The sequence below is a fragment of the Frankia sp. AvcI1 genome, assembly GCF_001420875.1.
Classification (GTDB): domain Bacteria; phylum Actinomycetota; class Actinomycetes; order Frankiales; family Frankiaceae; genus Frankia; species Frankia alni.
In genome coordinates this window covers 1-12,386 of the sequence record NZ_LJFZ01000059.1, presented here as the reverse complement: position 1 = coordinate 12,386, position 12,386 = coordinate 1, and the positions used below count along the sequence as shown (strand labels likewise).

At 73.3% G+C, this 12,386-nt stretch carries 7 protein-coding genes and 11 pseudogenes; 11 read left to right on the top strand and 7 right to left on the bottom strand.

Annotation, left to right across the window (positions count from 1 at the left end):
- The 8 genes and pseudogenes from UK94_RS31460 to UK94_RS71945 form a co-directional block, all read left to right on the top strand.
- Window positions 1-208, top strand: a pseudogene (locus tag UK94_RS31460) (MaoC family dehydratase); the annotation flags it as partial.
- Between the two features lie 134 nt (window positions 209-342).
- Window positions 343-872: pseudogene (locus UK94_RS71980) on the top strand (PhoD-like phosphatase N-terminal domain-containing protein); the annotation flags it as partial.
- A gap of 1 nt (window position 873) precedes the next feature.
- Window positions 874-1,109 (top strand): annotated as a pseudogene (locus UK94_RS71975) (alkaline phosphatase D family protein); the annotation flags it as partial.
- A 1-nt stretch (window position 1,110) separates the two neighbouring features.
- Window positions 1,111-2,031 (top strand): alkaline phosphatase D family protein (locus tag UK94_RS71970; protein ID WP_235490878.1); only part of this gene is annotated, 921 nt, incomplete at its 5' end.
- A 244-nt stretch (window positions 2,032-2,275) separates the two neighbouring features.
- Window positions 2,276-2,430 (top strand): annotated as a pseudogene (locus UK94_RS75635) (hypothetical protein); the annotation flags it as partial.
- A 1-nt stretch (window position 2,431) separates the two neighbouring features.
- Window positions 2,432-3,028: pseudogene (locus UK94_RS71965) on the top strand (cbb3-type cytochrome c oxidase subunit I); the annotation flags it as partial.
- A 46-nt stretch (window positions 3,029-3,074) separates the two neighbouring features.
- Window positions 3,075-3,137, top strand: a pseudogene (locus tag UK94_RS71950) (hypothetical protein); the annotation flags it as partial.
- Between the two features lies 1 nt (window position 3,138).
- Window positions 3,139-3,939: pseudogene (locus tag UK94_RS71945) on the top strand (cbb3-type cytochrome c oxidase subunit I); the annotation flags it as partial.
- A 217-nt stretch (window positions 3,940-4,156) separates the two neighbouring features.
- Here the strand turns inward: UK94_RS71945 and UK94_RS31445 are convergent.
- The 3 genes from UK94_RS31445 to gabT all read right to left on the bottom strand — a co-directional run bounded on the left by UK94_RS31445 (window position 4,157) and on the right by gabT (window position 7,313).
- Window positions 4,157-5,086 carry a YegS/Rv2252/BmrU family lipid kinase gene (locus UK94_RS31445; RefSeq protein ID WP_055749780.1) on the bottom strand — a complete coding sequence of 310 codons (930 nt, stop codon included), beginning with the start codon at window positions 5,084-5,086 and terminating at the stop codon, window positions 4,157-4,159.
- A gap of 62 nt (window positions 5,087-5,148) precedes the next feature.
- The gene (locus UK94_RS31440) at window positions 5,149-5,793 is read right to left on the bottom strand and encodes a DUF6758 family protein (RefSeq protein ID WP_041939822.1); all 645 of its coding nucleotides are present in this window, start codon (window positions 5,791-5,793) and stop codon (window positions 5,149-5,151) included.
- Window positions 5,794-5,936: 143 nt separating this feature from the next.
- Complete coding sequence (gene gabT, locus UK94_RS31435) at window positions 5,937-7,313, bottom strand: 4-aminobutyrate--2-oxoglutarate transaminase (RefSeq protein WP_050997458.1); 1,377 nt, start codon at window positions 7,311-7,313, stop codon at window positions 5,937-5,939.
- A 205-nt stretch (window positions 7,314-7,518) separates the two neighbouring features.
- Between gabT and UK94_RS31430 the strand changes: the two genes are divergently transcribed.
- Together UK94_RS31430 and UK94_RS31425 are read left to right on the top strand one after the other, a co-directional pair.
- Window positions 7,519-8,961: an aldehyde dehydrogenase family protein gene (locus UK94_RS31430; RefSeq protein ID WP_011607134.1), complete on the top strand. Its 1,443-nt coding sequence runs from the start codon at window positions 7,519-7,521 to the stop codon at window positions 8,959-8,961.
- A gap of 124 nt (window positions 8,962-9,085) precedes the next feature.
- Window positions 9,086-9,952 (top strand): PHP domain-containing protein, encoded by an 867-nt coding sequence (locus UK94_RS31425; RefSeq protein WP_055749777.1) that lies wholly within the window; start codon window positions 9,086-9,088, stop codon window positions 9,950-9,952.
- Between the two features lie 15 nt (window positions 9,953-9,967).
- Here UK94_RS31425 and UK94_RS71940 read toward each other — a convergent pair.
- The 4 pseudogenes from UK94_RS71940 to UK94_RS71925 form a co-directional block, all read right to left on the bottom strand.
- Window positions 9,968-10,174: pseudogene (locus UK94_RS71940) on the bottom strand (MarR family transcriptional regulator); the annotation flags it as partial.
- 1 nt (window position 10,175) lies between these two features.
- Window positions 10,176-10,244: pseudogene (locus UK94_RS71935) on the bottom strand (MarR family transcriptional regulator); the annotation flags it as partial.
- A gap of 1 nt (window position 10,245) precedes the next feature.
- Window positions 10,246-10,325: pseudogene (locus UK94_RS71930) on the bottom strand (MarR family transcriptional regulator); the annotation flags it as partial.
- Between the two features lies 1 nt (window position 10,326).
- Window positions 10,327-10,489, bottom strand: a pseudogene (locus UK94_RS71925) (MarR family transcriptional regulator); the annotation flags it as partial.
- A gap of 335 nt (window positions 10,490-10,824) precedes the next feature.
- On the opposite strand from UK94_RS71925, the gene UK94_RS31415 reads away from it, so the two are divergent.
- Window positions 10,825-11,967, top strand: coding sequence for a P-loop NTPase (locus tag UK94_RS31415; RefSeq protein ID WP_011607137.1), 1,143 nt, complete (start codon window positions 10,825-10,827; stop codon window positions 11,965-11,967).
- The last annotated feature ends 419 nt before the right edge of the window (window positions 11,968-12,386 follow it).

Here is a 12,386-nt window from a genome sequence, read left to right as displayed (position 1 = left end):
ACGTCGCGCCGGTGTTCCACGGCGACACGATCTACGGCGAGTCCACCGTGCTCGACAAGGTCCCCTCCCGCAGCCGCGACGACCGGGGCGTCGTCAGTGTGGAGACCCGGGGCAACAACCAGGACGGCACGCTGGTCTGCGTCTACCGGCGCAAGGTGCTGGTGGCGACGCGGGCCTACGGCGAGGCGCACGGCGGCGAGCAGCCCGGNCGCCCCGAGCCCGCCCGCACCTGACCCGCGGGCCGGGTGCGGATCCGGCCCTTCTCCGCTGGTCCCGACGCACTACTCTCATGACGTTGTGACCGGTGATGCCACGGCGGGCCCCTCTCGTCCCCTTCGATCCCTGTTCGCCGGCGCCGGGTCCACCCCCCAGGGTCGCCCGCACCGGCGGGCGGTCCTGCTCGGTGGGCTGGGGCTCGGGGGCGCGGCGGCGGCCGCGGTGGGGCTGGCGGCGTGCGGCGGCTCGGGCGGCCCGACGCCGATCCCGGGGCCGACGCTGCGCGCGCCGACCCCCGTCCCGGGGGTGACCGACGGGGTGTTCGCCCTGGGGGTGGCCAGCGGCGACCCGCTGCCCGACGGCGTCATCCTGTGGACCCGGCTGGCGCCGCGCCCGAGCGAGGGCGGCGGGATGCCCTCACGCGACGTCCCGGTCGACTGGCAGATCGCCGCCGACGAGAACTTCCGTTCGGTGGTACGCGCCGGCACGCAGACCGCGCAGGCGGCGTTCGCCCACTCGGTGCACGTCGACGTCCGCGGTCTGGAGCCGGGACGCGAGTACTTCTACCGTTTCCGGGCCGGCACCGTGCTCAGCCCCGTCGGCCGCACCAGGACCGCCGCCGCCCCGCAGGCCGACGCGGCCGCGGCCGGGGGCGCNCTGACCCTGGCGCTGGCCTCCTGCCAGGACTTCCAGAACGGTTACTGGGCGGCCTTCGACGCCATCGCCGCGGACGCGCCGGACCTCGTCGTGCACGTCGGCGACTACATCTACGAGTACGACCCGGACAGCCGGTTCCCGGACCGCGTGCACACCACCCCCCAGCAGCCCGGACTCGACCAGCTCCAGACGCTGGCGGACTATCGCAACCGCTACGGCCAGTACAAGGCGGACCCNGCCCTGCAGGCGGCCCACCACGCCGCGCCCTGGGTCGTCACCTGGGACGACCACGAGGTCGAGAACAACTACGCGGGGCTCGTCGACGAGGCCGGCGACTCCGGCGACCGCCATCAGGACCCGGCCGTCTTCGCCCGCCAGCGGGCCGCCGCCTACCAGGCGTACTACGAGCACATGCCGATCCGGGTCGAACTCAACCCGGGCTCCCCCGACCTGCGCATCTACCGCCGCCTCGCCTTCGGCGGCCTGCTGACGCTCAACGTCATGGACACCCGCCAGTACCGGACCCCGGTGCCGGGCAACTCGCCGGAGGCCGTCGGCCCGGCCGCGCTCGGCGCCGGCAACATCGGCGGCACGATGGCCGGGGCCGCCCAGGAACGCTGGCTGCGCGCGGGGCTCGACGCCTCCCGGACCCGCTGGAACGTGATCGCGCAGCAGACGATGATGGCCCAGCTCGACGGCCAGCTTCCCGTCGGGTCCGGGAGCATGCTGACCAACCTCGACCAGAACGACGGTTACCGCCCCTACCGCCGACGGCTGCTGTCCGGGGTGCGCGACAGCCGGGCGCGCAATCCGGTGGTGCTCTCCGGGGACCTCCACTGCGCCTGGGTGAACGACCTGCGCGTCGACTTCGACCGACCGGAGACCCCCGCGGTCGCGACCGAGTTCGTCTGCACCTCGATCAGCTCGGCCTTCTTCCTCATCAACGACGACTTCGTCCGGGAGAACAACGCCCGCCTCAACCCGCACGTCCGCTACTTCCGCGGTGATCGCCGGGGGTACACCCGGATCCGGGTGACGCCGACGGAATGGCGCGCGGACATGCGGGTCGTCGCCGACCTCTCCCGGCGGGACTCGCCGGTCACCACCGACGCCACCTGGGTCGTCGAGGACGGCGTCCCCGGCGCCCGACCCGCCTGAGCGCAACCCGTCAAACTCCGCGAATCCCCCAATCGCCCGGCGGGGCATCGCGAAACATATCGAAGAAAACTCGACCAGCGTCCAACCGGAATCCCTCCCGGCACGTTAGGCTGCCGCCGGCCGACCACCGCCGGCCGCGGTCGCCTGCGGCGTCGGTGCGGATCGTCGGCCGCCGCCCGCCCACCGCGGGCCACTCGCGGGCCACCCGCGGGCCGCGCGGACGACGAGGAACCGGGAGTCGAGCGTGACGATTCTGGAGGAACCGCGGGAACCAGCGGCACCCGCTCGGCCCGACCCGCAGGACGTCGTCGCGGCGCACTCCAGACCACGCACGAACGTGCTCGGCTACCTGCGGACGACGTCCCACAAGGACATCGCCGTGATGTACTTCGTCACCGCNTTCGGTTTCTTCCTGTTCGCCGGGATCCTGGCCGTCATGATGCGGGCGGAGCTCGCCCGGCCGGGCCTGCAGTACTTCTCCAACGAGCAGTACAACCAGTTGTTCACGATCCACGGAACGATCATGCTGCTGCTGTTCGCGACGCCGTTGGCGTTCGCGTTCGCCAACCTCCTGGTGCCGTTGCAGATCGGCTCCCCCGACGTGGCGTTCCCCCGGTTGAACTCGCTGTCGTACTGGTTCTTCCTGTTCGGCGGGCTGACCGTCATCGCCGGGTTCCTCACCCCCGACGGCGCCGCCGACTTCGGCTGGTTCGCCTACTCCCCGCTCAACAGCAGGGCCTACTCGCCCACCACCGGCGGCGACCTGTGGGTCATGGGCCTGGTGGTGTCCGGGCTCGGCACCATCCTGGGCGCGGTCAACATGATCACCACGATCCTGACGCTGCGCGCACCCGGGATGACGATGTTCCGGCTGCCCATCTTCTGCTGGACGTTCCTGGTGACGTCGATCCTGGTGATCGTCGCCTTCCCGGTGCTGGCCGCGCAGTTGTTGTCGCTGGAGGCGGACCGCCGGTTCGGTGCGCACGTGTTCGACGCGNCGAACGGCGGCGCGATCCTGTGGCANCACCTTTTCTGGTACTTCNGCCATCCCGAGGTCTACATCATCGCCCTGCCGTTCTTCGGCATCATCAGTGAGATTCTGCCGGNCTTCTCCCGAAAGCCCCTGTTCGGCTACAAGGGGCTGGTCTTCGCCACGATCGGGATCGGTGTGCTGTCGCTCACGGTGTGGGCTCACCACATGTTCGTCACCGGCGCGGTACTGCTGCCGTTCTTCGCGCTGCTGTCGTTTCTCATCGCGGTGCCGACCGGCATCAAGTTCTTCAACTGGATCGGCACGATGTGGCGTGGGCAGCTCACCTTCGAGACGCCGATGCTGTTCGCGCTCGGCTTCCTGGTGACGTTCCTGTTCGGCGGACTGACCGGGGTGATGCTGGCCAGCCCGCCGATCGACTTCCATGTCAGCGACAGCTACTTCGTCGTCGCCCACTTCCACTACGTCGTGTTCGGCACCGTCGTCTTCGCCGCGTTCGGCGGCACCTACTTCTGGTTCCCGAAGGTCAGCGGCCGGATGATGAACGACCGGCTGGGCAAGGTCCATTTCTGGACCATGTTCTTCGGCTTCCACACCACGTTCCTGGTGCAGCACTGGCTCGGCGTGCGCGGCATGCCGCGGCGCTACGCCGACTACGGTCCGACCGACGGTTTCACCACCCTGAACACGGTTTCGACCGCCGGCGCGTTCCTGCTCGCCGCGTCCACGCTGCCGCTCATCTACAACCTGTGGCACTCCTACCGGCACGGCGCCCTCGCCACCGTCGACGACCCCTGGGGGTACGGCAACTCGCTGGAATGGGCGACGTCCTGCCCGCCGCCGCGGCACAACTTCCGGCGGCTGCCCCGGATCCGCTCCGAGCGGCCCGCCTTCGACCTGCACTACCCGCAGGTCAGNGGCCTCGTCGACTACCACTCGACGCCGGAGATCGCCGACGCCGACGCCGACACCCAGCCCGCCCGGCGGGCGGACTGACCGCGCCCTGATCTCTGCCTCTGCAGCTGCCGCTGCCGCTGCCGCTGCCGCCCGGAACGGTCACGGCGCGAGGACCACACTGCGGTGCGGTGCGCACGGTCTGCGGCTTCAGACCGTGCAGAACGCACCGCAGGCGGATCATGATCGACGGGGCGGGACGAGCAGGCGCAGCGCGTCCGGGCGGACGACGATCTCGGCCGGCAGGTCGGCCAGCGGGTCGCCGTCGGCGTACACCGCGAACGGCCGGTCGGCGCCGATGTGCAGCCGCTTCCCCCGCAGCACCCGCACGTGGCGGGTGTGGACGTGCCGGCCGGTGAAGACCCGCGGGAACAGCGCCAGGAACGTCAGCCGGGACGTCCGCGAGATCAGCACGATGTCGAGCAGCCCGTCGGCGAGGTCGGCGTCGGGGGCGAAGCGCATCCCGCCGCCGTAGTAGGCCGCGTTGGCCGCGGCCACCGTCCAGCCGTGCAGCACCTCGGGCGGACCGTCGTCGATCGCCACCGTGAACCGCGCCGGCCGCCAGGCCGCCACCGCCCGCAGCGCCGCGTAGGTGTAGACGTGCCGCCCGCGCAGCAGGCGCATCCGATTGGCGATGATCTGCACGTCGGAGTCGAATCCGACGCTGGCGATCCCCAGGTACGGCCGGCCGCCGACCTCGGGCAGATCCACCCGCCGCTCCTGGAACCCGGCGAGCTCGGCGGCGACGCGGCGGGGGTCGGCGGACAGGCCCAGCCCGCGGGCGAAGTCGTTGCCGCGGCCGCCGGGCAGCACGGCGAGCAGCCCACCCGCCCGCGCCACCGCCCCGGCGACCGCCCCGGCGAGGCCGTCCCCCCCGAGCGCCGCCACCACCCGTCCCTGCGCGGTGGCCTCGGCGGCGAGCCGACCGGCGTGCGCGAGGTCGCGGGTGGGGGCGACGCGCACGTCAGCAGCCCACCGGTCGAGCTCGGTGCGGACGCCGTCGAGCAGGCGCAGCGCCCGCCCGCGCCCCGCGCTCGGATTGACGATCACGGTGACCAGCCGCCGGTCGACCGCCGCGGCGGTCGGCGCCGGGAACGACGGTTGCGTCATGCTGCCCGAGTCCCTTCGCCGGCCGATCCGATCGGATCAGCCTACGGCCGCGGGAACCTCACTCACCGAACCGAGGACGGCGCGACGGTGAGATGCTCGCTGACAGCGCCGAAGAACGACCGTTCACCGATTTCGGGGGCGTCCCGCACATCGCGAAGCACCAGGTGCTCCAGCAGGATCAGCGCCGCGTCCGCCGGCCAGAGCACCAGCCACAGCCACACCCCGCGGGCCTCCCCGACGAAGGCGGCCCGGTCCGGCGGGACGGCCAGCGGCCACATCGCGGTGGGATGCCCCGCGGCCTCGACCTTGGCCTCGGGCACGCCCGGCAGCGCCTGCGGGTCGAGGCCGGTGATGCCGGCCAGCCGGGCGCCGAGGCCCACCCCGGGTGCCTCGGCGACGAGGATCATCTCCGCCGGGCCGCCCAGCGGGCAGGGGCCGGCGAGGGCGAGCGCGCTGGCCCGCGGTCCGGTGCGCTCGTCGCCGGCCCAGCCGACTCCGCTGACGTACCAGTGCACCGGCATGGGCTCGGGCAGCCACACGGGCACGGTGGAGGACGTGGCCAGGGCGTGCAACGCCTGCTCGCGGGAGAAGACGGCCGTCCGGTACGGGCTCACCTCCCCGTGCTCGTCGCAGCGGTACTGGCTGCTCCACAGGTCGGGTGGGCGGAGCGGGCCGAGACAACGAGGGCAGGCGGCAGCAATGCTCACCGGGCGCCTCCTGGCGTAGGTGGAGGGGGGCCGCCGGACCTCGGCGGTTCCGATACCGCTGTTCCCGTCCTGTACCACGAGCAACCGCCCCACCAGCACAGATGTGCCGAACCGCCGGGCAGGTACGCCGAACCGCCGGGCAGTCAGCGGGCGGCGGTGACCTCGGCGAAGGCCTCGTCGAGGACGTCGAGACCGGCGAGCAACAGCGCAGGGTCCATGACCAGCGGCGGCAGCAGCCGCAGGACGTTGCCCCAGGTGCCGGCGGTGAGCACGATCAGGCCGCGGCGGTGGCAGGCCGCCGCGACGGCGCCGGTCAGCTCCCTGTCCGGGCGGGTGTCGCCCCCGCCGCGGACGAGTTCCAGGGCGAGCATCGCACCTCGCCCGCGGACGTCCCCGATCACGTCGTACCGCGCCGCCAGGGCGCGCAGCCGGGGCAGCGCGAGCTCGCCGATGCGCCGCGCGCGGGCGGCGAGGTCCGCGGACTCGATGAACCCGATGGCCGCGAGTGCCGCCGCGCAGGCCGCCGGGTTGCCGCCGTACGTGCCGCCGAGCCCGCCGACCTGCGGGGCGTCCATGATCTCGGCCCGTCCGGTGACGGCCGCCAGCGGCATCCCGCCGGCGATGCCCTTCGCGGTGGTGATGAGGTCCGGCACGACGCCCTCGTCCTCGCAGGCGAACATCGTGCCGGTGCGGGCGAAGCCGGTCTGGATCTCGTCGGCGACGAACAGGATGCCGGCGTCCGCGCAGAACTCGGCGAGGCGGGGCAGGAAGCCGCGGCCGGGGACGATGAACCCGCCCTCGCCCTGGATCGGCTCGATGACCAGCGCGGCCACCTCGCCCGCGCCGATCTCGTCCCGGACGAGTTCGATCACCCGCGCCGCCGCCTGCTCGCCGCAGTGCTCCCGACCGGTCGGCCAGCGGTAGGGGTAGGCCAGCGGCACCCGGTACACCTCGGGGGCGAAGGGCCCGAAACCGGCCTTGTAGGGCGCCGACTTCGCCGTCATCGCCAGCGTCAGGTTCGTCCGCCCGTGGTAGGCGTGCTCGAAGACGACGATCGCGGCGCGCCCGGTCGCCGAGCGGGCGATCTTGACGGCGTTCTCGACGGCCTCCGCCCCGGAGTTGAACAGCGCCGAGCGCTTGTCGTGGTCGCCCGGGGTCAGCCGGTTCAGGGCCTCGCAGACCGCGACGTACCCCTCGTAGGGGGTGATCATGAAGCAGGTGTGGGTGAACCGGCCGACCTGCTCGCGCACCGCGGCGACCACGCCGTCCGCGGCGTTGCCGACGCTGACCACGGCGATCCCCGAGCCGAAGTCGATCAGCGAGTTGCCGTCGACGTCGACGACGACCCCGCCGCCGGCCGCGTGCACGTACACGGGCAGGGTCTCGCCGACTCCGCGGGCCACCGCGCCGGCCCGGCGGGCGGCCAGCGCGCGCGAGCGGGGCCCGGGGATCTCGGTGACGAGGCGGCGGATCTGGGGCAGCCCCGGCCCGCCGCGGGCCGGCACGTTCGGAGGGTTCATCTCATCGGCTCCCGCCTGCTCGCCGGCCGCTGTCCACCAGGGCATCGTCCCCCGCCCACGGGCTCGGGGCCGGCCTGTCCGCCCAGCTCAGCGCCGCTTCATGGGGTGGCATGCGCCGATGGCCCGGTGGGGCGCGTTGGAACCGCCGGGGCGCCGACGATGCGCCTAGGATGGCGGCTGATGGCGACGACATGGGCGGAGCGCAATGGCTGACGTCACCTCGTTCTGGCTGGCGGGCAACCGCGCCGAGGGGGCCACGACCATCGACGTTCGCCACCCCTTCGACGACGGCCTCGTGGCCACCGTGGCGCAGCCCGACGCCGACCAGGTCGAGCGCGCCGTCGCGGCCGCCGCCGAGGTGTCCCCGCGGTTCTCGGCGCTGCCGGCGCACGTGCGCGCCTCGGCGCTGGCGCACGTGTCCAGGGAGATCGCGCGGCGCGGCGACGAGCTCGCCCGCCTCATCACCGCGGAGAGCGGCAAGCCGCTGACCTGGGCTCGGGCCGAGGTGGCCCGGGCGAGCTCGACGTTTCGCTGGGGCGCGGAGGAGGCCCGTCGCTTCACCGGCGAGCTGACCCGGCTGGACACGGACCCGACCGGGGAGGGGCGCCTGGCGCTGAGCCGGCGCTTCCCGCGCGGGCCCGTGCTGGGGATCACCCCGTTCAACTTCCCGCTGAACCTGGTGGCGCACAAGGTCGCACCGGCGCTGGCGGTCGGCGCCCCGATCATCGTCAAGCCCGCCCCCCGCACACCGCTGTCCGCGCTGTTCCTCGGCGATCTGCTCGCCGAGACCGACCTGCCCGAGGGGTCCTGGTCGGTCCTGCCCGTCCCGAACAGCGAGGTCACCGGGCTCGTCACGGACCCGCGCCTGCCGGTGGTGTCCTTCACCGGCTCCGGCCCGGTCGGCTGGTCGATCCGCGACGCGGTGCCCCGCAAGCACGTGGTGCTCGAACTCGGCGGCAACGGCGCCGTGCTGGTCGCGGCCGACTACGCGGCGCCCGGCGACCTCGCCCGGGCGGCCGGGCGCATCGCCCTGTTCGCCAACTACCAGGCCGGCCAGTCCTGCATCGCCGTGCAGCGCGTCTATGCCGACCGGTCCGTCCACGACGAGCTGCTGCGCGAGATCGTGACCGCGGTGCGGGCGCTGCGCGGCGGCGACCCGACCGATCCGGCCACCGACGTGGGCCCGCTCATCGACGAGGCCGCGGCGCGCCGGGTCGAACAGTGGATCGCCGAGGCCGTCGCCGCCGGCGGGACGCTCGTCTGCGGCGGATCGCGCACCGGTGCGTCCATCGCGCCGACGGTGCTCACCGACGTCCCCGCCGATGCCCGGGTCGTGCGCGAGGAGGTCTTCGGACCGGTCGTCGTCGTGGCCGCGGTGGACGGCCTGGACGAGGGCCTCGCCCGGGTCAACGACAGCGAGTTCGGTCTGCAGACCGGCGTGTTCACCCACGACCTGGCCACCGCGTTCCGCGCCCACCGCGAGCTCGCCGTCGGCGGGGTCGTCATCGGTGACGTCCCCTCCTACCGCGCCGACCAGATGCCCTACGGCGGCACGAAGGGGTCCGGCATCGGCCGGGAGGGCGTCCGCGCAGCCATGACCGACCTCACCGAGGAGCGCGTCCTGGTCCTCACCGGCCTCGATCTCTAGCCTCCCGAACCGCCGAACCGCCGAGTCGCCGAGTCGAACCGCCGAGCGACCGCGATGCTCGGCCGGCCCGCGACGCGGTCCCGACTCGGTGCGGCCGGCGGGGACGAGCTGCCAGCATGGGCGAATGACCATCGACCTGCACACCCACTCCACCGCGTCGGACGGCCTGGTCTCACCGGAGGATCTCGTCCGGCTCGCCGCCGAGTCGGGTCTGTCGGTCATCGCGCTGACCGACCACGACACCACCGCCGGCCTCGGGCGCGCCGCCGCGGCGCGGCCCGGCGGCCTCACCCTGGTACCGGGCGCCGAGATCTCCTGCTCCGTCGACGTGCCCGGCGGGTCGATCTCCCTGCACGTGTTGGCCTACCTGTTCGACGCGGCCGAACCCGCCTTCGCCGCGGTCCGCGCCCGGGTCCGCGAGCATCGGGCCGTCCGCGCCCGCCGGATGGCCGACCGGTTGGCCGCCGACGGGCACCCGATCCGCTGGGAGCGGGTGGCGGAACTCGCCGCCGGGACGGTGGGCCGCCCGCACGTCGCCGCGGCGATGGTCGAGGCCGGGCTGGTGCCGACGGTGGCGGCGGCCTTCACCCGCGACTGGATCGGCACCGGCGGGCCGTACTGGGTCGGCAAGGAGCAGCCGGACGTCTGGCAGACCCTGCGGCTGATCCGCGACGCGGGCGGGGTCAGCGTGTTCGCGCACCCGTTCGCCAGCCGACGCGGGGTGACGGTCGGGCCCGACGTGATCGAGCAGATGGCCCGGGCGGGGCTCGGCGGGGTCGAGGTCGACCATCCCGACCATGACGCCGACGAACGGCGCCGGCTGCGCGGACTCGCCGCCGACCTCGACCTGATCGTGACGGGATCGAGCGACTTCCACGGCAGCAGCAAGCCGCAGGGCCTCGCCGCCGAGACGACCAGCCGCGCGTCGTACGAGCGACTGCTCGCCGCCGCCACCGGCGCCGCACCGCTCCAGGGCCCGGCCTCGACCTGACCACCGGGGCCGAGCTCACACCCCCTTGCCGCACCCCCGGCCACCGGTGTCGGAGCCGCGGCCCGGGCTGAGCCGCCCGAGCAGCTCGGCGAGCTGCTCCTGTTCCGCCCGGCTGAAGTGGGACAGCACGTGCCGTCCCACCCCCTTCAGGTGGGTGCCGGAGGCGGCCCGAAGCCGGTCGAGACCCTGCGGCGTCAGGGTGGCGAGCGTGCCCCGGGCGTCNGAGGGACAGGATCGCCGGGTGACCAGCCCCTCGCGCTCCAGCCGGTCGACGAGCCGGGTCAGCCCACTGNGGGACAGCAGCACCGCCTGCGCCAGCTCGCTCATCCGCAGCTCGCGGTTCGGCGCCTCGGCGAGCTGGACGAGCACGTCGNAGGAGGCCAACGGCAGGTGATGGATGGCTTCCAGCTCCGCCTCGAGCACCCTGGTGACATGCGCGTGCGCCTGCAGCAGCCCCCGCCAGGCTCGCATGCCGCGCTCGTCGACCCAGTCCGCGTCGGTCTCGGAGCTGGCGCCGATCACCTCTTCGACTGCCATCGCGTCCTCCCGCTGCCGCCTCGATCAGCCTATGCCGTGACGTGCCCCCGTCGGCTCTCCCGCCACGGCACCGGCCGGAGCCGGGGCGCCGCCGCGCGCCCGACATCCAGGTCACGGCCATCGGCCCGGGTGGAGTCAGATTCCCGACAGGCCCCGGGAACCAGCAGGCCGCACCGATCGACAACCACCGGTACCGCCGGATTCATCCAGGTCCTGGCACCCGTGGCGCACACCTGGCCGGCGGGCCAACGCCGACGGGCTTCCCGCGGGCTATCGTGGAGCGAACGGCGGCTCCGAGGGCCGCATCTGATGCCAATCAGTGACTGAGGTTTCCCTTGTCCCCATCCCGGCCTTCCTCCGACGCGATCCAGTCGGCTCTGGCGACGGTGCACGATCCCGAGATCGGCCGCCCCATCACGGAGCTGGACATGGTCTCTTCGGTCCACGTGCTCGACGACGGCTCGGTTGACATCACGGTGCTGCTCACCGTGTCCGGCTGCCCGATGCGCGATGAGATCATCAACCGTGTCAGCCGAGCCGTCAGCGCGGTCGAGGGGGTGCGCGAGGTCCGTGTCGACCTGCAGGTCATGTCGGACGAGCAGCGCACCGCCCTGCACACGAAGCTGCGCGGCGGCGTCGCCCCGAAGGTGATCCCGTTCGCCCAACCGGGCTCGATGACCAGGGTGTATGGCGTCGCCAGCGGCAAGGGCGGCGTCGGCAAGTCCTCGATCACCGTGAACCTCGCGGCGGCGATGGCCCGATCGGGCCTGTCCGTGGGCGTGCTCGACGCCGACATCTACGGCCACTCCGTGCCCCGGATGCTCGGCATCGAGCGCCCGCCCACACAGGTCGAGAAGATGATCATGCCTCCCCAGGCGCACGGCGTCCGGGTCATCTCCACCGGCATGTTCACCCGCGGAAACCAGCCGGTGACCTGGCGCGGACCGATGCTGCACCGCGCCCTGGAGCAGTTCCTGTCCGACGTCTTCTGGGGCGACCTCGACGTCCTCCTGCTGGACCTGCCGCCCGGCACCGGTGACATCGCCATCTCCCTGGCCCAGCTCGTCCCCTCCTCCGAGCTGCTGGTGGTCACCACCCCGCAGCTCGCCGCCACCGAGGTCGCCGAGCGCGCGGGCACCATCGCCGTGCAGACCCGGCAGAACGTCGTCGGCGTGGTCGAGAACATGGCCTGGCTGCCCTGCCCGCACTGCGGGGAGCGCGTGGACGTCTTCGGCTCCGGCGGCGGCGCCGCCGTGGCCGAGCGCCTCACCCGCGTCCTCGGCCACGACGTCCCCCTGCTCGCGCAGGTCCCCGTGGACGTCCGCCTGCGCGAGGGCGGCGACAACGGCCTGCCCCTCGTCGTCGCCGAGCCGGACGCCGAGGCCAGCAAGGCCCTGCGCGCCGTCGCCGAGCGCCTCACCTACCGCTCCCGCGGCCTCGCCGGCCGCAGCCTCAACCTGACCCCCGCCGGTCGCTGAGGCGCAACCCCGAAGCACGGCAACCCCGAAGCACGGCCCACGCCCGCGGGCGCCCGGCCTCCGGTGACACCACCGGCCCCGGCCGCCCGCGGGCGTCCTGCTGCCGCCTAGCTCCTGCCTGGAAGGATCGAGCCCCAGTCCACGACTCCCGACGTAGTCCGTCGACGCGGCCCAGATGATCAAGGGTGGGCCCCACCGCGGCCGCGTTGCGGTGCGCCGTGTACGGTCTGGGCCCGCAGAACGCACATTCCGTACCGCAATGNGCCGCCTCCCGTCATGCAACCTGGATGATCGTCGCGCCCGCGGAACTGTGCCCCGCGGCATAACACACGCGACCTAGAGATGATCAGCGACCCCGCCGAGGCCTGGCCCGCTGTTGCCGCAGCCATGTTGCGATCCCTCTAGGGATGATCAGCGAC

What these genes read in the sequence shown, in the direction of transcription:
- UK94_RS31445 (WP_055749780.1), bottom strand. Translation starts at nt 5,086, where the DNA reads ATGACGCAACCGTCGTTCCCGGCGCCGACCGCCGCGGCGGTCGACCGG.
- gabT (WP_050997458.1), bottom strand. Translation starts at nt 7,313, where the DNA reads ATGAACCCTCCGAACGTGCCGGCCCGCGGCGGGCCGGGGCTGCCCCAG.
- UK94_RS31430 (WP_011607134.1), top strand. Translation starts at nt 7,519, where the DNA reads ATGGCTGACGTCACCTCGTTCTGGCTGGCGGGCAACCGCGCCGAGGGG.
- UK94_RS31425 (WP_055749777.1), top strand. Translation starts at nt 9,086, where the DNA reads ATGACCATCGACCTGCACACCCACTCCACCGCGTCGGACGGCCTGGTC.